This is a genomic window from Chryseobacterium sp. GVT01B, from assembly GCF_019970045.1.
GTDB lineage: Bacteria > Bacteroidota > Bacteroidia > Flavobacteriales > Weeksellaceae > Chryseobacterium.
The window spans coordinates 280,719-303,695 of record NZ_JAHXYI010000005.1 but is presented as its reverse complement, the minus strand read 5'-3'; the positions used below and the strand labels follow the sequence as shown (position 1 = coordinate 303,695).

The window sequence follows — 22,977 nt, the reverse complement described above, 5'->3', positions numbered from 1 at the left end:
CAGATATATAAATTTACGTGATGAATCCTATTTCCGTCCTTCATATTGATCTTTTTCAGGCAGGTAAAAATACTTCAGATTTTTATTTCAACACGATGAAGAATCATTTGGTGGTAGGACATCGGCATATAGAAAAGCCACACAGACATGATTTTTATGCTGCTGTTCTTTTCACCAAAGGAGTAGGGGTACATGAAATTGATTTTCAGAAGTATGATGTTTCTGAGGGAAGCCTTTTCTTTCTTTCGCCCGGGCAGATTCACAGTTGGGAGCTTTCGGAAGATATAGAAGGTTATATTTTCTTTTGTTCCCAGGAATTTTATGAAATGCATTATGTAAATCAGAAACTGAGGAATTTTCCTTTTTTTGGATCTGTGTCTTTTCCTAGAAAACTTCAACTGAATGCTTTGGAACTGAAGCAGAATATTAATTTATTTAAGGAACTCGGAGAAGAGCATCAGGTTAAAAATATCATGAAAGAAGGTCTTATTTTATCATTGATGTCTCAGATCTTTATTAATTCCACCAGATTATTTTCAAAAGATTTTGATATACAGGCTTCCGCTGCCGGACTTTCGTATTTTAAACATTATCAGGATTTTGAAAATTTGATTGAACAGCATTTTGCAGAACATAAATCGATTGCCCATTACGCTTCCTTATTAGGTATTTCATCCAAACATCTGAATAGAATTGTACAGACTGTTGTTCAAAAAACAGCTACAGATGTGATTACAGAAAGGGTTGTACTGGAAGCCAAAAGAATGTTGATGTATCTGGATGAAAGCCTGGTTGAAATTGCTTTCAGATTAGGATACGAAGAATATTCCTACTTTGTAAGAGTATTCCGGAAAAGCTCCGGAATGACTCCCACGCAGTTTATGAGGAAATATAAGGCTTAATGAGTTTAAAGTTCAAGGTTCTGAGTTAAATGTTTAAGGTTTAGCGTTTAGCGTTTAAAGTTGTCAGTTCTGCTCTGTTAAGATTCACTATTCACTGGCGAAGCAAAATTCACCATTGATATAATAAACCTCTATCCATATTTCACAGCGCATTTTTCCTAATCCCTATTTCCTGCAACCTACCATCTGCTCTCTAAAGAGCTAACTTAAATGGCCCTTCAAAAGTTGTTTCAAATGAATCTACCAGTTTTCCTTTTTCATCAAAGACTCCGATGATCATATTTTGTTTTGAGAACTTAATCTCATCTTCAGGGAAAGAAATATTGATGTTTCCTTTCAGAATCTGGTCTCCTTTCAATATGATTTTTTCAGAACCGAAATAAGTGATTTCAGCATTTGATGGGGTGATAACTTTAATATTTAGGATCTTTTTCTCATTCGATTTATTCAGAAGTGTATAAATAAAAGTATTGGTGATTTTACCGTTTTTAACGAAAAAAGTAGAACCAGCCGGTTTGATGAATTTCGCTTCCATAGAACCACGGTCGTACATTAAAAATCCAAGGAATCCGATCAGCAATGCCAGAATAACGGTCGTTGCTTTCATTCTCGGAGTAAATCTGAACTTCTCGCTGTTTTCAATTTCTGATTCTGTAGCATAACGCACCAATCCTTTGGGTAAGCCTACCTTTTCCATGACTTCATCACAAGCATCAATGCAGGCAGTACAATTCACACACTCCAATTGCTGCCCGTTTCTGATGTCAATTCCCGTAGGACAGACAACAACGCATTGGTTACAATCTATACAATCTCCCTTCCCAGCCGCTTTTCTGTCTTCATTATTTCTCCATTTTGAACGGCCTTCCCCTCTTTTAAAATCGTAATATACGTTGATTGTCTGTTTATCAATTAAAACTCCCTGAAGCCTTCCGTAAGGACAAACCAGAGTACATACCTGCTCACGAAGCCATGCAAAAACAAAATAGAAAGTCATCGTGAAAAAGATCATCGTAATGAACTTTAAAGGATGTTCTGAAGGTCCTTCCTGCATAATCTGGAAAACCTGTTCATAGCCTACAATATACATAAACATGAAAGTAGAAATGATCAGGGAGATCAAAATAAATACGGACCATTTCGTCATTCTTTTTCGGATTTTCTCGGCATCCCATTCCTGTCGGTCGAGTTTCATCTGCTTATTTCGGTCTCCTTCAATCCAATATTCTATTTTACGGAAAACCATTTCCATAAAAAGAGTTTGAGGGCAAAGCCAGCCACAGAATATCCTTCCGAAAACCACGGTAAATAACATTACAAAAATGACAGAAGTTACGGCACCTAATGCAAGGATAAAAAAGTCCTGCAGATAGAAAGGCTGTCCGAGGATAAAGAATTTCCTGTCGATAACATTGATGAGCAAGAAAGGATTATTGTTGATCTTTACAAAAGGCAGCCCGAAAAATAAAGCAAGAAGAAAATAGCTGGCGTAATTCCTGTAGTTGGTGTATTTTCCTTTTGGTTTTCTGGGGAATATCCACTTCCTTTTTCCGGTTTCATCCATTGTTCCCACTGAATTTCTGAAATCTTCATTTTCAATTTCCAAAGACTTGATATTGTTGGACTCTGCGCTCATTATTGTGTGCTATAAAAGTATTTTGGTACTATTTTCATCCGGATTCACCTTCTTTTTTGCATTGATTTTTTCATTGAAAAAAGTGATTGATCCTGTTACTGCAAAGCTCCGGATTATATCTTTTTATTACTAATATGATCTACTTCAAAAATAGGACAATTGGGACATTTTGTATTTATGATTTTTATTGTATCAAAACGGGAAAATATTTTGAAACCTGTAGGTCATATTGTAAATTGCAGGTTTAAAAATGAAGTATGAAGAATATCTTTAAAATAGGCATGATTGGTTTGGTTTTCGCATTGGTAAACTGTCAATCAGTAAATTATAGTAAAATGTTTTATGAAGGAGTAAAACCGGAAAAGGTTTCCGATACATTCAGTTTCACAGAAGGACCATCAGCAGATAAAGAAGGAAATGTTTACTTTACCGATCAACCCAATGATAAGATCTATTATTGGGACTGGAAAAGCAATACAGTCATAGAGTTCTTAGACAAGACGGGAAGGGCAAACGGAATGCACTTTGACAAAGACGGATATTTGATTACCTGTTCAGATGATCAGGGAGAAATCTGGAAAATTTCCAAAGACAAAAAAGTAGAAGTTCTGCTTAAAGGTTTTGAAGGAAAAAGGTTGAACGGTCCCAATGATGTATGGAATGACGAAGCCGGAGGCATGTACTTTACAGATCCATTGTATGAAAGAGATTACTGGGTCGGTTTTAAACAGGAATTACCACACAAAAGCCTTTATTACAGAGATAAATCAGGAAAAGTAACCAAGCTGGATACATTTACGCAGCCGAATGGAATTGTAGGCAGTGAAAAACTGAAAAAATTATACCTTTCTGATATTGATGCCGGAAAAACATATGTATATGATATATTGGACGAAGGAAAGCTGTCTGAAAAAAGACTTTTCTGTGAAATGGGATCAGACGGAATGGAGTTAGATAAACATGGCAATCTTTACCTTACAGGAGATGGAGTACATGTTTTTAACCGTTCCGGAAAGAAAATTTACCATATTCCTATCCCTGAAAAGTGGACTTCCAATGTAACTTTTGGTGGAGAAAATAATGATATACTCTTCATTACTGCCTCAAAATCTGTGTATACTTTTCCTACCAAAGTAAGAGGAATAAAGTAGTATATTTCTTATAACAAAAGAGCTCTGAAGTTACCACGAATGGAACATCAGAGCTCTTTTGTTATATTGTTGAAACCACCCCGTCAAAAATTCTCTGAATTTTCGCCACCCCTCCGGAGGAGGGGAATTCTCTCAAGATTAATTACTTTATCTTTGAAAATTGAAGATTTTTACAAGCTTATGTGAACTTTATATACACAAAGTATCAACTTAAAAAACTTTTGTGACTTTTGTGGTTTAATAAGCAACTTCCATTTTTACTTTCTTTCCTTTCAGTTTTTCGTTTTGCAGCTTTCTTAAAACAGCATTGACTTTACTTCTGGAAACAGCAACATAGGAAGTGGTGTCCTTTACTTCAATCAAACCGATATCTTCTTTCTGAAGTTCTCCTTTTTTGATAAGATATCCCACAACATCCACTTTATTGACCTTATCTTTTTTTCCTGCACTAATATAAATAGTCTGGAAAGGTGTTTTTTCCGGAACTTTAGTAAATCCGGCAACACTTTCTTCAGGGGTATTATTTTTAATGAATGGGAAATTTTCGTCCTCTGTCATGATCAGATATACAAAACCTTTGGCATTCATTCTTGCAGTACGTCCGTTTCTATGAATAAAAGCATCTTCTTTTGGAGGAAGCTGATAATGTACAATAGATTCTACCTCCGGAACATCAAGTCCACGGGCAGCAAGATCCGTAGTGATAAGAATTCTTGCAGAATCATTTCTGAATTTCAGCAATGCACGTTCTCTTTCATCTTGTTCCATTCCGCCATGGAAGGTTTCTCTGTCGATTCCCATCTGATGAAGAAGTTCAGAAATTCTGTCAACGGCTTCACGGTGGTTACAGAAAATAAGAGTTCTTTTATTTCCTATTTTACAGATTAAATTAAACAAAGTATCCAGTTTTTCCTCAGAAATTGTCATTACTTTTCGCAATTGAATGTCTGGTTTTACTTCACTTAGTTTTAAAAAGTCGATTGTTTTTTCATTTTTAAGACCTGTAAACGATGGAATTTCATCCATTGCAGTGGCTGAAGTTAAAATTCTTTGTGAAAGTCCTTTTAATGAGCCGGCAATAAACTCCATATCTTCATGGAAACCTAATTCCAGCGCTTTATCGAATTCATCAAGAACGAGGGTTTTAATCGTTTTCGGATCGAAATTATTATTTCTCACATGGTAAGCAACTCTTCCCGGAGTTCCTATTAACACTGCAGGAGCTTCAATTAAATTGTTAACCTCGATTTTTTTGTCATGTCCGCCGTAACAAACAGATACTTTAAAATCTGTTCCCATTGCTTTGAAAACCTGTTCAATCTGTAGAGCCAATTCTCTGGCCGGAACCAATATCAATGCCTGAACCCCCTGAACATTTTTTTTCAGATTCCGAAGAACCGGGAATAAAAAAGCAAGAGTCTTTCCAGATCCTGTAGGAGAGAGTAAAACAATGTCTGTATTGTTTTCAGACGCATTATAAGTAGATTTCTGCATCTGATTCATATCCTGAATCTGCAGCTTCTGGTAGATTGATTGTAGTTCCATGGTGCAAAGGTAGTGAATTTAAGTGGGTGCTGTGTGGGAGAGTTTGAGGGTTTAGAGGGATAGGGAAGTGCTGCTCTTCTTTAATTGTTATTGTTTTAATTCTGGGTTACTGTCATTCTGAATGAAGTGTAGCGAAATGAAGAATCTCATATATGGATTGTATTCCTGCTCTTTTGATCAAAAAAATAACTGAGTTTTTCTGAACCGCCTGATCTTTCAATTTTTAAATCCTTATAATCTTTAAATCGTAAATATTGATATTCAGTTGTTTAACGAGAAAATTTGTAAAGGCAAATGTATTGTTTATCTCAAATAAAATTCCTATCTTTGCACCCACTTTTGTGGCGAAAAGGTTTGATGGGTAAATTACTTAAAATTAATTACTTCCGTATTTTTTAATCCGCATTTATTCAAACCGTTAAAAAAGAAGGAATACAAATTTTTATTAGAAAATGTCAAAAGAGACAAATTCAGCAGAGGTTTTATTAAACCAAAACGTAGCACCAGAACAATTTGATTGGGATTCTTTCGAATCAGGTCTTGATGCAGATGCGAGAAAAGAAAAAAGCGATTTAGAAGAAATCTATAACGGATCTCTTAACAGCCTGAACGATAATGACGTTTTAGTTGGTAGAGTTGTAAGATTAACTGACAAAGAAGCTATCGTAGACATCAACTTCAAATCTGAAGGTGTTATTTCTCTTAACGAATTCCGTTACAACCAAGGCCTGAAAGTAGGTGATGAGGTAGAAGTAATGGTTGACAAGAGAGAAGACAAAACTGGTCAGTTACAATTATCTCACAGAAAAGCTAGAACGCTTAAAGCTTGGGATAAAGTAAACGAACTTCACGAAACTGGAGAAATCGTTAACGGTTTTGTTAAATCAAGAACTAAAGGTGGTATGATCGTTGATGTTCACGGAATCGAAGCATTCTTACCTGGTTCTCAAATTGACGTTAAGCCAATTAAAGATTACGATCAGTTCGTAGGAAAAACTATGGAGTTCAAAGTTGTGAAAATCAACCCTGAGTTCAAAAACGTAGTTGTATCTCACAAAGCATTGATCGAAGCAGATATCGAAGGTCAGAAAAAAGAAATCATCGCTCAGCTTGAAAAAGGTCAGGTTCTTGAAGGTACTGTTAAGAATATTACTTCTTACGGTGTATTCATTGACTTAGGAGGTGTTGATGGATTGATCCACATTACAGACCTTTCTTGGTCTAGAGTGAACCACCCATCTGAAATCCTAGAAGACGGACAGACTGTAAAAGTTGTAATCCTTGATTTCGATGATGAGAAAACAAGAATCCAATTAGGTATGAAGCAATTAGAAGCTCATCCTTGGGATGCTCTTTCTGCTGACTTGAAAGTAGGTGACAAAGTAAAAGGAAAAGTAGTAGTTCTTGCTGACTATGGTGCATTCGTAGAAATCGCTCCAGGTGTAGAAGGATTAATCCACGTTTCTGAAATGTCTTGGTCTACTCACTTAAGATCTGCTGGAGATTTCGTAAAAGTAGGTGATGAAGTAGAAGCTGAAGTATTAACTTTAGATAGAGAAGAAAGAAAAATTTCTCTTGGTATCAAGCAATTGTCTAAAGATCCATGGGAAAACATCGAAGCTAAGTATCCGGTAGGATCTCAGCATGTAGGAACTGTAAGAAACTTCACTAACTTTGGTGTATTCGTAGAGTTAGAAGAAGGTATCGACGGATTAATCTACATCTCTGATCTTTCTTGGACTAAGAAAATCAAGCACCCATCTGAGTTCTGCGCAGTAGGTGATAAATTAGATGTTGTAGTTCTTGAATTAGATATCCAAGCTAGAAGATTATCTCTAGGTCACAAGCAATTGACTGAAAACCCATGGGATAAATTCGAAACTAAATATGCTGAAGGAACTATCCACGCTGGTAAAGCTGTAGAAGTTCACGATAAAGGAGCTTCTGTTCAATTCGAAGATGCTGAAGTTGAAGCATTCTGCCCTTCAAGATTATTAGAGAAAGAAGATGGATCTAAAATCAAAAAAGGTGAAGATGCTCAGTTCAAAGTAATCGAATTCAACAAAGAATTCAAGAGAGTAGTAGTATCTCACACAGGTATCTTCAGAGACGAAGAAAAGAAAAACGTTAAAGAATCTTCTTCTAGAAACGTATCTTCTTCTTCAAACAACGAAGAAAGATCTACTCTTGGAGACATCGATGCATTAGCAGAGTTGAAAAGAAAAATGGAAGAAGGTAAATAATCTTTGAACCATTGATATATAAGGAGCCGCTCGTTTGAGCGGCTTTTTTTATCTCTATACTATAAAGTAAAAATATGATAAAAGAAAGAGTAGGTAATATAGCCTTTTTAAAAAATAATAATATAAAGTAAAAGGAGATAATCATTAAAAATATTACAGTGATGTGTGACTTATTTGATGAAATAATTACATTGTGAAGATTTAAAAATTCGTTAAATATAATGTGGTAGACATAAATTTATGACGAGGTTCTCTCTATTGAGATATATGTAAAATGATGTTAGTTTGACAATTTCTAATGTATTTATTTATATTTTTATTTTTAATAAAAAAAATATTAAAGTTATGTGAATTATTTGTAGATTAGCGGCTTTAATAATGGATATGAAAAATAGAGCTCTACCCCTTTTATTTGCAGTATTTTCTGCATTTCCGACTGTATTGTTTGGACAGGATAATGAAAAACTGATTAAGGATTATATTTCTCAAAATAAAATAAGAGAATATAAAAAGTCTGATCTTAATAATATCATTGTTGATATTGTAGATCCTTCAAAATCCTTAAATGGTAATGTTGTGAAATTTTTACAGACTTATAATGGTTTGCCAATTTACAGCTCTGTAGGAACAGCATTGATCAAGGACAATAAAATTGTTTATTATACGGACAATTTTGTGAAAGATTATACTGCATCTACATCCGGTACAGCTGCTATTAATAAAAGCACAGCTCTTCAAAAAATTGCTGAAGATCTGAAAAACCCTGATATTGCAAATTTTACGATTCTTGAATATCTTGAAAAGACTCAAAAAAAAGCTACATCAGCCAATCAAAGACTGGTATATACCAATGACGAGAATGGAAACCTGCGTTTAGCCTATGAATATACCTTAACGGAACCAAAGACTCCGAATTACTGGAATATTTTAGTAGATGCCAATAATGGAAATATCCTGTTAAAAAATAATCTGACTTTATCTTGTAATTTCCATCATGATGCTTATAGCTCAGATGCTGAATACAGCCATGCTGATCATTTTGAAAATACTCTAATGGGGCCTCAAAATAATGTAGTACAGAATAATATTCCGTTACTTTTACCGGATAATGCATCCTATAATGTATTTCCATTGCCAATTGAAGCACCTACTTTTGGTTCAAGATCAATCATTACTAATCCCTGGATTCTGAGTGCTTCCCCGGAAGGATGGCATTCTGATGGTACCACTCATTATACTGTTACAAGAGGAAATAATGTTTTTGCCTATGAAGATGCTGCAGGAACAGCTTTAACAGCACCTGATTATCTTACAGGAGCTCCGGCAGATGGTGGGGCAACAAGAAATTTTGATTTCCCTTTTAATATCAATGAAACTCCGTTAAACAACAGAAATGCTGCTATTACGAATTTATTTTATCTGAATAATAGAATTCATGATGTTTTCTACAAATTCGGATTTACAGAATCTGCCAGAAACTTCCAACAGAACAATTTTGGTAATGGACCTGTAGGAGGAGATGATGATTCTGTATATGCAGAGGCGCAGGATGGCAGCGGATTAAATAACGCAAATTTCTCTTCAGGACAGGATGGTTATAATGGTAAAATGCAGATGTACCTTTGGTCTCCGGTAGGAAGAGTATTCTACTATAATGCACCAACGGCTGCTGTTTCCCGTACACCGGGAGCTGGGACTGCTCAGTTCGGTACTCCATTACCTATGAGCGGAATAACAGGAGATGTAGCGCTTTCATCAGTTTTGGATGGTTGTACAGCTTTACCTGCAAGTTCATTGACTGATAAAATAGGACTGGTTGAAAGAGGAACATGTTCTTTTGCTGTTAAAGTGAAAAACCTTCAGGATGCCGGAGCTAAAGCAGCGATTGTTTATAACAATGCAGTGAACGGAGCTACTATAGGTAATATGGCAGGTAATGATCCAACAATTACAATTCCTTCGGTACTTATTACCAATGCAGAGGGAGAATATATCAAAACTCAGATGGCAGCAAGTACTACTGTAAATGTTACCCTAAAAGGAAATATGACTCCTGATGGAAGTTTTGATAACGGAATCGTAACTCATGAATATGGTCACGGAATATCCAACAGAATGACAGGTACAGGATATAACTGTCTGAATGCAGGAGTGAGTAGAGAACAGATGGGAGAAGGATGGTCTGATTTCTTCGCCTTAATGTTGACTAATAAAGCTGGAGACAATGCTACTGTGGCGAGAGGTACAGGTACTTATGCTATAGGTCAGGCGATAACAGGTGGTGGTATCAGACCTGCAAAATATTCAACAAGTCTTGCTGTTAACGGATTTACATATGGAGATACCAATGGAATGGAATACAATAACGGATCAGCAATCGTTCCGGATGTACACTCTATTGGTTTCGTTTGGGCTACTATGCTATGGGATCTTCACTGGAAATATGTTGAAAAATACGGATATTCTTCAGATGTATTATCCACAACTCCTAACGGAAGTACAAAAGTATTACAGCTGGTAACAGATGCTCTGAAACTTCAGGCATGTAACCCTAGCTTTATTGATGGAAGAAATGCAATATTAGCAGCAGAGCTGGCAACAACTGGAGGTGTTGACAAATGTATGATCTGGGGCGTTTTCGCAAGAAGAGGTTTAGGAGTGAATGCATCTGCGGGAGTGAAGAATAATATTAATGATCAGGTTCAGGACTTTAATGTACCGGAACAATGTTTATTAGCTACCAATGAAGTGAATGGTGATAAGAATAAGAATATTTCTATCTATCCAAACCCTGCTAAAGACGAGTTTTATATCAACTTCCCAAGCAATACTCTTGGAAAAGTAAGCGTAGAACTTTATGACATGTCTGGTAAACTGGTTTCTTCTGAAGATAAAATTTCACCGGATGCTAAGAAAGCAATTTCTACAAGCAACCTGGTAAACGGAACTTATATGGTGAAAATCAAAGGACTTGGTTTTGAAGCCGCTTCAAAAGTAATGGTTAAAAAATAATTTACTTATATTTAATTTCAAAATCGCCACAAGCTTGCTTGTGGCGATTTTGTTTATCTATCATTATAACATTTCGGATTGGTTTAATTTATATGTCGTAACTTTGCAGGCTGTAAAAAAAATTATGAAGAAGAAAAATATACTAAAAGGTGTTTTATTTGTAGGGATTGGAGCTAGTATATACGGTATGTTGGCCACTTTTGTGAAAATGGCTTACCATGATGGTTTCACCACTTCGGAAGTAACTACTTCTCAGTTTGTATTAGGTTTGACCGGACTTTTGGTCCTTAATCTTATTCAGACCCTAACTTCAAAACAGAAATTATCGCTGCCAGATTCTAAAGAAGTAAGAATGCTGTTGCTTGCAGGAACTTCTTTAGGAGGAACAAGTTTATTCTATTATATTGCTGTACAATATATCAATGTTTCAATTGCCATTGTGCTGTTGATGCAATCGGTATGGTTTAGCGTGGTGGTTGAAAGTATCATCACAAGAAAACTGCCCAATGCAAGAAAAGTGGTTTCTGTAGTTATCGTATTGGTGGGAACAGTTTTGGCAACGAATCTTATCAATATGGAAATTGAGCTGGACTGGCATGGAGTCTTCTGGGGACTGATGGCCGCTGCGTCGTATACCTTGACGATGTTTACTTCCAATACGCTGGCAACCCATCTTCCGGTTTTCAGGAAAAGTATTATCATGTTGGCGGGCGGTTCTGTAGTGGTTTTTGCATTTTTATTCTTTGCTCAGATCGGGCCTATGTATTTTGATGGTTTAAAATCATTATACTTGAATTTTACAGATAATACAGAACATATTCACTCATTCAATTATTCAATATTCCTGACATACGGATTTGTACTGGCTCTCTTTGGAACCATTATTCCACCAATTTTATTCAATATCGGATTTCCAAATGCAGGCTTGGGGCTGGGAAGTATTGTTTCCTCACTGGAACTTCCGGTTTCTGTGACGATGGCCTTTGTTTTATTAGGTGAGAAAGTATTTCTGATTCAATGGATAGGAATTGCTTTGATTCTTTTTGCGATTGTTTTGATGAATTTACCTTCAAAAAAAGTAAAAGAAGTTTCGGTGGCAGAATTGTCTTAAAAAATATTTAAATAAAAATAACAGTTGAAACCGTTCCTTTTGGAGCGGTTTTTTTTAATTTTAATCTTTAAATAAAAGTTCATGAAACATTTCAGAAATATAACGGCTGCTTTTGCGTTGATGGTGTCCGGTTTTATGTTTTCACAGGTAAAACCTCTGGATGCAATGCTTTCCGATTATAAATACCCTTATGAAGTCCATTTTCTTAATTTGAAGTCTCAGGGAGAAGATTTGAAAATGGCTTATATGGATGTACAGCCACAAAAACCCAATGGGAAAACAATAATGCTTCTTCATGGAAAGAATTTCAACGGAGCGTATTGGGAGAAAACAGCAAAAGATTTATCTGCGAAAGGATTCAGAGTGGTGATTCCTGATCAGATCGGGTTTGGAAAGTCTTCAAAGCCTCATGCTTACCAATTTTCTTTTTCACAACTGGCAGAGAATACGAAAGGAATTTTGGATGAACTGAAAATTGATAAAGCAATCGTTCTGGGGCATTCAATGGGTGGAATGGTAGCGACTAGATTTACATTGCTGTATCCAGAAAAAGTACAGAAACTTATTCTTGAAAACCCAATCGGGTTGGAGGATTATAAGACTTTTGCAGCATATCAGACAATCGACCAGGCGTATCAGTCCGAACTGAAAAATACTGCGGAAACCTATAAGAACTATCAGCTCAAATTCTATTATGATAATAAATGGAAAGAAGAATATCAGCCCTGGCTTGATCTGATTGCAGGATGGACACTCCATAAAGATTACCCTCAGGTAGCCTGGGATGCGGCGCTCACATCGGATATGATCTATAACCAGCCCGTATGTTATGAGTTTAAAAATATCAAAGTTCCCACACTGCTTATTATCGGAACAAGAGACAGAACGGCAATCGGGAAAGATAGAGCTCCCAAAGAACTTCAGCCAAAAATGGGCCAGTATCAGGAACTTGGAAAGAAAACCCAGCGTGAAATTGCAGGCTCAAAGCTCGTAGAGATTGAGAACGTAGGGCATCTTCCACACATCGAAGTATACCCTCAGTTCTTTGAAGCTCTGTATAATTTTATACAATAAAATATTTGAAACATTAAGTTTTTGTTGAGTGATTAAAATAGTAAGCTATTTTGCTTTCCTTAAACCTAATGTTTCAAATTTATTACTTTTTACGATCAATAAATAGTAATGCACAAACTCCAATTCCGGAAAACAAGACACAGGAAATCCCTAAATTCTGTATAAAACCAATACTTATCAGACCTAAACCTATCAGAATGTAATAAATCAGTCCCAGCAAAGCTCCTGCACTTCCGGTTTCGTTTTTATAATTGATAAGCGCAGTACTCAGAACATTTGGAATTGTAATGCTGAATGCCATCACAATAAAAAAATAAGGAATTAAAAAGTATATCCCTTTACTTGCCAGAATCCATACGAAAATAGAAGTGATAAATGCCGCAAATATACCTGCATTAACTAAGTTTTTAGGTTGTATATTCCTCAATAACAGAAATCTGTTAAGTTTTGCTCCTGCAAATGTTCCGCCAGCCAATATAATACTACTGTATCCAAAAACATAAGTGGAATAATGATATTCCTTAAAGATAAACGGAGCCAGTGAGTAGTAAGAAAACAGCAAGACATTAAAACTCATAATCAATAAACAAGATTTTATAATAGCTTTGTCATGAAGCATTCTCTTTAATAATTCAGTTAAAATACCCATATTGATTTCTTTTATTGAATGCCGGGTTTCTGAAATTTTCTTACAGGAAAGAATATAAAACAGCCCTGCAAGCAGGCATAATGTTATGAAAACACCCTGATGTCCAACGGAAGAAGTCAATACTGATCCGGTAATCATTCCAACTACAGGACTTATGGATAACCCAATTCCGATCCAGGAGAATACTTTGCTGATATTGTTCTGATCATAGGTATCTCTTAGAATTGTTTGTGTCACAATAGAGCCCACAGAAATTCCAAATGCAGAAATAATCCTGGCACAAAGGAAAATAATGAAATTGGGAGCAAAAATAGCTGTCAGTGTTCCAATTCCATAGGTGATAAGCCCGAATTCAAGGGATTTTTTCCTTCCGATCCTGTCACATTGTATTCCCCAAAATGCTACTCCCAGCGCAAATGCTATAAAATATAGGCTGATCGTCAGGGCAACAGATTCTTCTTTCACTCCGAACTGTTCCTGAACCATTGGTAAAACCGGGCTGTAAATAGTTTCTACAAACTGAGGAAGCATTACAAGTACGGTCAGGAGCCAGATAGGATTTGTTTTTTTCATTTTTTTCTGCAAAGTTTCCAAAATTTCAATGTATATTTATAATGATATAAAAACAAAAAATATCAAAAATAGGACATGGCTGTATTAAAGCAAAATGAAGAGTTTGATGCGGATTCTATTCGGGGAAAGGTAATTGGGATAGCTTCTGATATGGTGATGCATGATTCCGGTTTTCATTTTCATGCAACGAAAGCTCAGTTATTATATGCGCCATCTGGTTGTATGACTGTTACTACTTCTGACAGGCAGCTGGTTCTGCCTCCATTCAGAATGCTCTGGATTCCTGCCAATGAGATTCATCGGGTAAACTTCAGAAATATTGTGGCTCACAGATCAATCTATTTTGACGAATGTTATGCAGAAAAATACATGAATTCAAGTCTTAGAGTTTTGCACGTCAATCCATTATTAAAAGAAATCATCGAAAGGATCTGCTTTTGGGAATGGTCAGATCTCAGAAATGATCAGGTCAGTCTGCTCAATGTATTTTGGGATGAAATAAGCGGAGCTCCGGAAGAAAAGCTGAAGCTTAAAATACCACAAGACAGGCGTTTTAAGAAATTTTCAGAAGAATGGACTCTGCGCTATGCCATGCCGCCGATGTTGAAAAAACTTGCGGAAAAAACCGGGGCCGTAGAGAAAACAATCAGCCGTATTTTTAAAAAAGAAACAGGGTTGTCTTACCAGGAATGGAGGCAGCAGTGGCGGTTACAACGATCAATTGAACTTTTGGTGGAAGGGAATTCAATAGGTGAGGTGTCTCATATTTTGGACTTCTCTTCAGACAGTGCTTTTATTGAGTTTTTCAAAAAACAAACAGGCTCGACTCCTTTGCAATACCTCATAAAGCATGAGTAATATCTTTACAGGTGATAAAAGAGATTGGATAGATGAACCTTGACAGGGTTGAACAATATGGATAATCTGGAAACAGGAAAAGGAACTCCAAATAGAAAATAAAGAAAATTTTAAACAAAAAAAGAGACTGTTTACGGGTAAACAGCCTCTTTTTGTATGTATTGTTGTCTGAATTATTTCTTCTTGTAAGCAGCGTCTTTGATTCTTGCTTTTTTACCTCTAAGGTCTCTGAAGTAGTAAATTCTAGCTCTTCTAACTCTACCTTTTCTATCAAGCTCGATTTTTTGAAGCGCAGGCAGGTTAATAGGGAATACTCTTTCTACACCTACATCACCACTCATTTTTCTGATAGTGAAAGTTTTTGTAGAACCAGTACCTCTTAATTGGATAACTGTTCCTTTGAAGAACTGAGTTCTTGTCTTTTGTCCTTCTTTAATTTCGTAATACACAGTAATTGTATCACCTGCTTTGAATTCAGGGAATTCTTTTTTAGCAATGTACTTGTCTTGTACGTACTTTAATAAATCCATTATTAATAAAATAAAATGTTAAAGCTAAGCAACTTACACGTTCTTCGTCAGAGGTTGAATAACAGGTTGCAAATGTACAAAATAGTTTTTGAATATGCCAAATAATTAATGTACTAAAAACTATAATTTTTTCATTCAGATTTTGCTAAAAAATTAACGGTTTCTTTAAAATACCATCAGACAGAGTTTATATGGGAATTCTACTTTTGCCCGAAATAAAAAATCTTAACACCGATTTTTAAATTCCTGATTCACAACTTAAAACTATATGTTATTTTAAAACTAAAGCTATTATGAAACATTATTTCTTCTTTTTTTGTTTCGCGGTTCAGATGGCTTTCGGGCAGGTTTTGTTTCCCTATTTACAAAATCCTACCCCGAATTCTATGATCGTCAATTGGAAAACAGCTTCCAATAATGAAACAACCGTGATCTACGGAGATTCTCCAACGAATTTGAACGTGACGGTAACAGGAACTACCAATATCTTTTCAGATACAGGGTACAACAACAACTATTATTATCATACGGCAAAGGTTACCAATCTGCAGCCGAATACAAAATACTATTATAAGATAAAAACAGGTACCAGCGAGTCTGCTGTCTACAATTTCAGAACGCTTCCTTTGCCGGGACAGGCTGTAACGGCCAATGGAAAGATCCGTTTCCTTATTATGGGGGACAACCAGATTAAAGCTGAGCCCAGATATGATACGCTTACTTTGAATGCCTACAAAAAATTAAAAGAAAAATTCGGAGCTACTTCAGATCCGTCTGATAATGTTGCTCTTACTTTTATGGTGGGAGATCAGGTGGATGTAGGAACATTGGATCATTATGAAAATGTTCACTTTAAAAAGAACATCAAGTTATCACCGTATCTGCCTATTCAGACAACAGTAGGAAATCATGAAACCTATGGAACGATGGGAATGAATTCTTACTATGCTCATTTTTATATTGATGAAATTAGTTATAAAGGAATAAGCTCAGGAAATGAAAATTATTATGCTCAGCAGGCTGGGAATGTATTATTCGTAAGTTTAAGCTCAGAACATACGGGATCTGCACAGCAGACATGGCTTCAGCAGATCTTAACAGCGGCTAACAATGATACTACAGTAGACTGGATCATTTCTTTAAGCCACAGACCTTATCAGGCTGAACAATATGTGGGAGATATCTCTACATGGGTAAGAGAAAATGCCGTACCACTTCTGGTAACTTCTGATAAATATTTAATGCACGTGGGAGCCCACCATCATTTATACCACAGAGGACAGCTTAAAAATACACCAAACTATCAGATTATTTCCGGTGGAACGGCTTGGGATCAGTATTGGGGAATGTCTAATGAAAAGGATTTTGATGATGTTCAGAAAACTTTGACAGACTGGACGTATCAGATCGTAGAAGTAGATGTTCCGACAGGAAAGGTGGATATTGAATGTTATTCTATCGGTGGAGTTTACAACAAGAAAAATAATGTACTGGTAGATTCTTTCCACAGATATAAAAATCAGCCTAAACCGGCAAAACCATCCATTACAAACAATTTCTCAGGGGCTATTACTTTACCTTTGACATTGAATGGAAGTGCATTTGCCTCTTCAAATAATGAACTGCTGAACACAACACAGTTTCTGATCAGTAAGACATCCAGTTTTTCTGTGATTGAAAAAGAATTCTACCGCGATTTTGAAAACTGGTTCGGAAAAGACGGAAACGGAACTCCGGATAAAACCAAAAACCTGAATGATGGCGTAGATATTACAAAAGCAACATTGGCTGCGAACTCTATTCCAAACGGAATCTATTACGTGAAAACGCGTTACAGAGACAGAAACCTGGAATGGAGTGAATGGAGTGATGTAAAGCAGTTTGAAATTACAGGAAGTGTTGTTTCAAATCCTACATTTACTTTAAATAAAACAGAATATGCCCAAAATGAAGCAATTACTGCTACTTTCACCGGAGGTCCGGGGAATCAGCAGGATTGGGTAGGAATTTATAAAAAAGGACAAACGCCGGCGAGTACTACTTCACAAGTATACAGTTATACGAATGGACAGGTAGCAGGAACGGTTACTTTTAATAATGGTATGGCTAATAAAGGTCAGTACTTTGCAGGTTTTTTTGCTAATGGTGGTTATACAGAAATCACTCCAAGAAAAGAGTTCTATGTAGGACCGAAAGTTCAGCTGCAGACAACTTCTGATACCTACCCGGTAGGAGGAACAGTGGTTCTTAATTTTACAAATGGACCTAACTTACAGAAAGACTGGATCGGAATTTATAAAATGGGGCAGACTCCGGGAACTACAGCTTCTATCAAATGGAGCTATGTAACTACTGCATCAGGAACACTTAATTTCACAGGACTTCCGAAAGGATATTATTACGCTCAGTATCTGCTGGAAGACGGATACAACGGAATCGGAGAGAAGGTATTCTTTAAAGTAGGAGATATCGTGACTGATCTTTGGATCAATAAACCGGTATATACTTTAGGTGAAAATATTACCGCGTCATGGACAGATTCTCCAGGGATTATCAAAGACTGGTTGGGAATTTACCCACAAAGTGTTCAGACACCTGATGATAACTTCGTTTCTTATACCTATTTTGACGGAGTGACTCAGGGAACAAAAACAATTCAGGGAACAGCAGTACCAGCTACACCAGGAAATTATTATATGGTTATGTTTACCAATGATTCTTATACAGAAGTTTCAAACAGAGTACAGTTCCAGGTAACTTCACCAACGTTAGGAACTGAAGAAACCAGAAGTACAGAGAAAAATGTAGTGCTGTATCCAAATCCGACCAAACCGGGACAGCCTACTTTTATCAAAAGTGATTACCCAATTGAGAAAATCGAATTGGTTTCAGCTTCGGGAGAACTGCTTTATGTATCGAAAAATATCAATAACCAACGTTTCTCTTTGGTGAATGAAAATCTTCCGGCAGGCGTTTATTTTGTAAAAGTACACGGAAGAAAACTATTTACTTTAAAACTGATTATTCAGTAATAAGTAAACAAAATACAATTATAATTTTAGAGACCGCTGGAAATAGCGGTCTCTTTTTTAATCTTATAACAGAAATAAATATGGGTTTAGCAAACATATCTTCTTTATTATCATCTGTAAAATCCGGATTATATGGTTAATAAAAAAAGCAGCTCCAAAAAATTGAAACTGCTTTTGATATATTGATGCGGTGATTAGTCAACATAGAGATCATCCTCACTGAATGTTGCCGGATTTTCGGTGGAAGCATACTCATCTGGTATATCAGCCAGCGTTTTGGTTTCCTGAAGAAGCTTTCCATCCGTACTATACAGTTTTAAGAGTACCCATTTTCCACTGCGTTCAAGTTCTTTGACTCCGTTTAGGGTAGTGAGTTTTATTTTTCCACTTTGTAAAATACCTGATTTTACAGAAGATTTATTGGCAGGTTTCCCCTTTACATACTGTACAATTTGTGCGGTGAAGAAGTAATCATGGTTTCCGTCTTCACTCAAAGGTTGGTTATAAGTGTATAAAAGAGCACCTTTATTATCATAGACAGTAGCGTCGTAAGCGGTTTGTTTAGAATTTAATTTCTTCTCAGATTTCAGCTTTATCTCTTCCGTATATATTTTAGTATTCACTAAAATGCCTTCCTTATATTGAACTTCAGTAAGTCCTTCGTAGGCTGTACCGTTATAAGGCATTTCATCTTTATAGGTTAAGGTAGATTTCAGTTTTCCATCCGGAGAATAATATTTAATCTCTTGGGTAACATCGTCTTTTAGAATTTTCTCAGAAGATAACTTTCCTTCTTCGTCAAAATATTTACTGGTGATGATGGAGCCGTTTTTATATACATCAATAGAAGATATCAGTGCATAATCATAATTAAGCTGATAATCTTCACCCTCTGTCGGCTGGTAAATATCATTCTCTTTATCATACTGATAAACCAAATGACCTATTTTTTTACCGGATTCATCATAAGTGGTTTTATAACCGTCTTTTTTGTTTCTCTTCTGTTCTTGTAGCAGTTGTCCGTTTTTAGCATAGATAATACTTTCTTTTATACTGCCGTCGTTTTTAGTTTTTTCGATTTTTGAAATCCTCATTGGATTCGGATAGTAGTCTACCTGCAGCCCTTCTCCTGAGCCTGAAGGAGAAGTACCAATAAGTTTCCCTTTTTCACCGTAATATTTAGTCTCATAATTACCGTCTTTATCTGAAGTGGTTTCGTACCTGATTCCCTTAATATCTTCATCATAAATAATGGTCTTTACGGGCAGAGAATTCTCATAAGTAGTTATCGTGTTATAAAAAGATTCATTTTCAGGATCCTTGTATGCCACCATTTTTCCAGTGAAGTTACCGTCAGCTTTGTAGACCATATCTTCTGTAATTCGGCCTTTATCATCATAAGATTGAGAAGCTCCAACCTGCTTTCCGTTGGAATAATTTACAGTGCTCATGATCTTTCCTTCAGGGGTGTACCAGGTTACTTTTCCGTCAAAAACTTCACTGTTTGGAGTTATGTCAGAAGCCAGACCTTCCATCTGTAATTTTCCGTCTTTATAGAAATCTTTGATAAGGGTGAGTTTACCTTTAGGAGTTGTTTCACGGTAATATTCCATGTTGTCCTGAGTGGTCTTTTCCCAGTTTTCATCGAAATAAGTTTTTTCCTGTGCATACACATTGATGCTGAGTACCAGGGCAAGTAATGCTGAGGTAAATAATTTTTTCATGTTTTTATTTAAAATTTGATTTTGATATGATTAATGTGATGGTATATGTTGAAATGTTTCTCTGAAGAGATCAGAAGAAGTAAAGGGCAATAATGATCTGCCGTAAAATAATTTTTATATTAAAATTGTGTTTAAATCAATGATATCCGAAATAAAATTGAGTGAATTTCTGGATTTGAAGTCTCAAATATAAATCAATTTGATGAGAAATACCATAAAAATGAACAAGTCTGTTCGTTTTTATGGTTAAAAGTTTGATTTTTATAGTTTTAAATGTTAAAAAAAAGATTCAAAAGAAAGATTCAATTCAGGACCATTTCCGGTCGTGGGATATACCGGAAAATTTATTAAATTTAGCCAACAGAAAAATCTAATATTTCATGATAGATAAAAGAGTAAAAAATGCAAAGGAGGCCATAGAAGGAATTCAGGATGGAATGACACTGATGCTTGGCGGATTCGGCCTTTGCGGTATCCCTGAAAACTCGATCAATGCTTTGGTAGAAAGTGATGTGAAAGACCTTACCTGTATTTCAAACAATGCAGGAGTAGATGATTTCGGATTAGGATTACTGCTTCACAAAAGACAGATCAAAAAAATGATCTCATCTTATGTAGGAGAAAATGCTGAATTTGAAAGACAGATGCTTTCAGGTGAGCTGGATGTAGAACTTACTCCACAAGGGACGTTAGCTGAAAAATGCAGAGCTGCCCAGGCGGGAATTCCAGCGTTTTATACCCCTGCAGGATACGGAACTGAAGTAGCAGAAGGGAAAGAAGTAAAAGAATTCAAAGGAAAACCTCATATCCTGGAGCATGCTTACGAAGCAGATTATTCTATCGTAAAAGCATGGAAAGGAGATCATGCCGGAAACCTTATCTTCAAAGGATCTGCAAGAAACTTCAACCATCCTATGGCGGGTGCTGCGAAGATCACCATTGCTGAAGTAGAAGAATTGGTAGAACCGGGACAATTGGATCCAAACGAAATTCATATTCCGGGAATCATGATTCAAAGAATTTTCCAGGGAGAAAAATTTGAAAAAAGAATTGAGCAGAGAACAGTAAGAACTAAAGAATAAGCTCAGATAATAAATAAAAAGCGCTGAAAATATTTTCAGCGCTTTTTTTATGTTTGAGGAACTTGTGTTTTCCTTTCCCCGATTTGTTGTCTCCACATGGCATAGTAAAGTCCTTTTTCGGCAATCAGATTGCTGTGGGAACCTGTTTCTACTACCTGCCCGCGTTCAAGAACATAGATCTTATCAGCATGCATAATCGTACTTAAACGGTGTGCAATAAGTACTGTAATCTGCTCTCTTTCTTTTGATATGTCTTTGATAGTCGTAGTAATTTCCTCTTCAGTAATACTGTCCAATGCAGAAGTAGCCTCGTCAAATATTAGCAAATGAGGTTTTCTTAAAAGAGCCCTTGCAATCGCTATTCTTTGTTTTTCACCGCCACTCAGTTTCAGACCGCCTTCACCAATAACCGTTTCAATTCCTTTTTCAGCCCTTTCCAGCAATGCTGTACAGCTCGATTTCTGTAAAGCAACAGCCAGTTCCTCTTCAGTAGCTGAAGGATTTACGAAAAGAAGGTTTTCTTTAATAGTTCCTGCAAATAATTGAGTATCCTGGGTGACAAAACCAATCTGATTTCTCAGTTCATCAAAATCAAATTCCTTCCCATTAATTCCATTATAAAAAATATTCCCTTCCTGAGGTCTGTACAATCCAACCAACAGTTTTACCAATGTACTTTTTCCGGAACCACTAGGCCCTACAAAAGCAATCGTTTCTCCATTTTTAAGATCAAAAGAGATATTATTTAAAGCTTTATACTGCGCAGACTGATGTTTGAAAGAAACATGTTTGAATTCCAGTTCTTCAATAGCACCAATTTGTTTCGGATGAAGAGGCTTTTCTTCCACTTCTTTTTTCATTAAGCGGTCAAAATTCTGAAGAGATGCTTCAGCTTCACGATAAGAAATAATAATATTCCCGATTTCCTGCATCGGCCCAAAAATAAAGAAGCCATAAAACATTAAGGATAGATACTGTCCTGGAGTTACAATATTTTTAAAAATCAAATACAATAAAGTCAGCGTAATCATCTGCTGGAGAAAATTCACCATCGTTCCCTGGATAAAACTTAAAGAACGGATGCTTTTCACCTTTCTCAGCTCAAGACCAAGAATTTTATAGGTATTGTTATTCAAACGGATTACTTCCTGGTTGGTTAATCCCAAGCTTTTGACAATTTCAATATTTCTTAAACTTTCTGTAGTACTTCCCGCTAAAGCTGTGGTCTCGGTAACAATATTTTTCTGAATTACTTTTATTCTTTTACTCAATAAATTGGTAACAATGGCAATAAAGAATATTCCACAGATATAAACCGGCATAATAGACCAATGTAATCGGATGGCATACACCGAAACGAAAATAATGCTCACCAGAATCCCGAAGAAAATATTAATGAAATTTGTGATAAATTTCACCGTATCTTCTCTTACTTTCGTTAAAATAGACAAAGTTTCACCACTTCTCTGATCTTCAAACTCCTGAAAAGGCAACGCCATAGAATGCTTTAAACCATCTGTAAATATTTTTGCACCAAACTTCTGGGTGATGACACTTACCACATAATCCTGGAAAGCCTTGGCAATTCTACTCACCATTGCCGTTCCGATAAGCAGTCCCAGAAAATAAAAAGCACCATGATATACAGAACTTCCATATAAATATTCATTAAGATTTCTGGGTAGTAATTTTTCTTTATCAAAAAAATTAGGATGAGTAACCAGCTGGTCAAGGATATTTCCTGTAATAGCAGGAGCAAATAAAGAGAAAACCTGATTGATAGTAGCCAAAAACAACGAAATGAGAATCAGCCACTGATAAGGTTTAAGATATTTAAAAAGTATTTTCATTCTGT

Annotated in this window: 15 protein-coding genes; 9 read left to right on the top strand and 6 right to left on the bottom strand. The window is 36.1% G+C overall.

Annotated features, from left to right (window positions below; all coding sequences use genetic code 11):
- The first annotated feature begins 20 nt into the window (after nucleotides 1–20).
- Entirely contained in the window at nucleotides 21–902 is an 882-nt protein-coding gene (locus LC457_RS13770) for an AraC family transcriptional regulator (RefSeq protein ID WP_223600388.1), read from the top strand.
- A gap of 193 nt (nucleotides 903–1,095) precedes the next feature.
- Here LC457_RS13770 and ccoG read toward each other — a convergent pair whose 3' ends face one another.
- Nucleotides 1,096–2,538, bottom strand: coding sequence for a cytochrome c oxidase accessory protein CcoG (ccoG, locus tag LC457_RS13765; protein ID WP_223600387.1), 1,443 nt, complete (start codon nucleotides 2,536–2,538; stop codon nucleotides 1,096–1,098).
- Nucleotides 2,539–2,795: 257 nt separating this feature from the next.
- Here ccoG and LC457_RS13760 point away from each other — a divergent pair, with 257 nt between their 5' ends.
- Nucleotides 2,796–3,689: an SMP-30/gluconolactonase/LRE family protein gene (locus LC457_RS13760; RefSeq protein ID WP_223600386.1), complete on the top strand. Its 894-nt coding sequence runs from the start codon at nucleotides 2,796–2,798 to the stop codon at nucleotides 3,687–3,689.
- Between the two features lie 237 nt (nucleotides 3,690–3,926).
- Here the strand turns inward: LC457_RS13760 and LC457_RS13755 are convergent, their stop codons facing one another.
- Nucleotides 3,927–5,234, bottom strand: a complete 1,308-nt coding sequence (locus tag LC457_RS13755) for a DEAD/DEAH box helicase (protein ID WP_149388085.1) — start codon at nucleotides 5,232–5,234, stop codon at nucleotides 3,927–3,929.
- Nucleotides 5,235–5,686: 452 nt separating this feature from the next.
- On the opposite strand from LC457_RS13755, the gene rpsA reads away from it, so the two are divergent.
- The 4 genes from rpsA (at nucleotide 5,687) to LC457_RS13735 (ending at nucleotide 12,674) form a co-directional block, all read left to right on the top strand.
- Nucleotides 5,687–7,477, top strand: coding sequence for a 30S ribosomal protein S1 (gene rpsA / locus LC457_RS13750; protein ID WP_047376953.1), 1,791 nt, complete (start codon nucleotides 5,687–5,689; stop codon nucleotides 7,475–7,477).
- Between the two features lie 384 nt (nucleotides 7,478–7,861).
- Nucleotides 7,862–10,489 carry a T9SS-dependent M36 family metallopeptidase gene (locus tag LC457_RS13745; RefSeq protein ID WP_223600385.1) on the top strand — a complete coding sequence of 876 codons (2,628 nt, stop codon included), beginning with the start codon at nucleotides 7,862–7,864 and terminating at the stop codon, nucleotides 10,487–10,489.
- A 124-nt stretch (nucleotides 10,490–10,613) separates the two neighbouring features.
- Nucleotides 10,614–11,600, top strand: a complete 987-nt coding sequence (locus tag LC457_RS13740; protein ID WP_223600384.1) for a DMT family transporter — start codon at nucleotides 10,614–10,616, stop codon at nucleotides 11,598–11,600.
- Between the two features lie 81 nt (nucleotides 11,601–11,681).
- On the top strand, nucleotides 11,682–12,674 hold the full coding sequence (locus tag LC457_RS13735) for an alpha/beta fold hydrolase (RefSeq protein ID WP_047423623.1): 993 nt from the start codon (nucleotides 11,682–11,684) through the stop codon (nucleotides 12,672–12,674).
- 82 nt (nucleotides 12,675–12,756) lie between these two features.
- On the opposite strand, the gene LC457_RS13730 is transcribed toward LC457_RS13735, so the two are convergent.
- Nucleotides 12,757–13,896, bottom strand: coding sequence for a multidrug effflux MFS transporter (locus LC457_RS13730; RefSeq protein ID WP_223600383.1), 1,140 nt, complete (start codon nucleotides 13,894–13,896; stop codon nucleotides 12,757–12,759).
- A gap of 75 nt (nucleotides 13,897–13,971) precedes the next feature.
- Here LC457_RS13730 and LC457_RS13725 point away from each other — a divergent pair, with 75 nt between their 5' ends.
- Nucleotides 13,972–14,754: a helix-turn-helix domain-containing protein gene (locus LC457_RS13725; RefSeq protein WP_223600382.1), complete on the top strand. Its 783-nt coding sequence runs from the start codon at nucleotides 13,972–13,974 to the stop codon at nucleotides 14,752–14,754.
- A gap of 173 nt (nucleotides 14,755–14,927) precedes the next feature.
- Here the strand turns inward: LC457_RS13725 and rplS are convergent, their stop codons facing one another.
- The gene (gene rplS, locus LC457_RS13720; RefSeq protein ID WP_047376947.1) at nucleotides 14,928–15,284 is read right to left on the bottom strand and encodes a 50S ribosomal protein L19; all 357 of its coding nucleotides are present in this window, start codon (nucleotides 15,282–15,284) and stop codon (nucleotides 14,928–14,930) included.
- 293 nt (nucleotides 15,285–15,577) lie between these two features.
- On the opposite strand from rplS, the gene LC457_RS13715 reads away from it, so the two are divergent.
- Nucleotides 15,578–18,316: a fibronectin type III domain-containing protein gene (locus LC457_RS13715; protein ID WP_223600381.1), complete on the top strand. Its 2,739-nt coding sequence runs from the start codon at nucleotides 15,578–15,580 to the stop codon at nucleotides 18,314–18,316.
- A gap of 194 nt (nucleotides 18,317–18,510) precedes the next feature.
- On the opposite strand, the gene LC457_RS13710 is transcribed toward LC457_RS13715, so the two are convergent.
- On the bottom strand, nucleotides 18,511–20,040 hold the full coding sequence (locus LC457_RS13710) for a membrane-binding protein (RefSeq protein ID WP_223600380.1): 1,530 nt from the start codon (nucleotides 20,038–20,040) through the stop codon (nucleotides 18,511–18,513).
- Between the two features lie 380 nt (nucleotides 20,041–20,420).
- Here LC457_RS13710 and LC457_RS13705 point away from each other — a divergent pair, with 380 nt between their 5' ends.
- On the top strand, nucleotides 20,421–21,122 hold the full coding sequence (locus LC457_RS13705) for a CoA transferase subunit A (protein WP_047423619.1): 702 nt from the start codon (nucleotides 20,421–20,423) through the stop codon (nucleotides 21,120–21,122).
- A gap of 47 nt (nucleotides 21,123–21,169) precedes the next feature.
- Here the strand turns inward: LC457_RS13705 and LC457_RS13700 are convergent, their stop codons facing one another.
- Entirely contained in the window at nucleotides 21,170–22,972 is a 1,803-nt protein-coding gene (locus tag LC457_RS13700) for an ABC transporter ATP-binding protein (protein WP_223600379.1), read from the bottom strand.
- Between the last annotated feature and the right edge of the window lie 5 nt (nucleotides 22,973–22,977).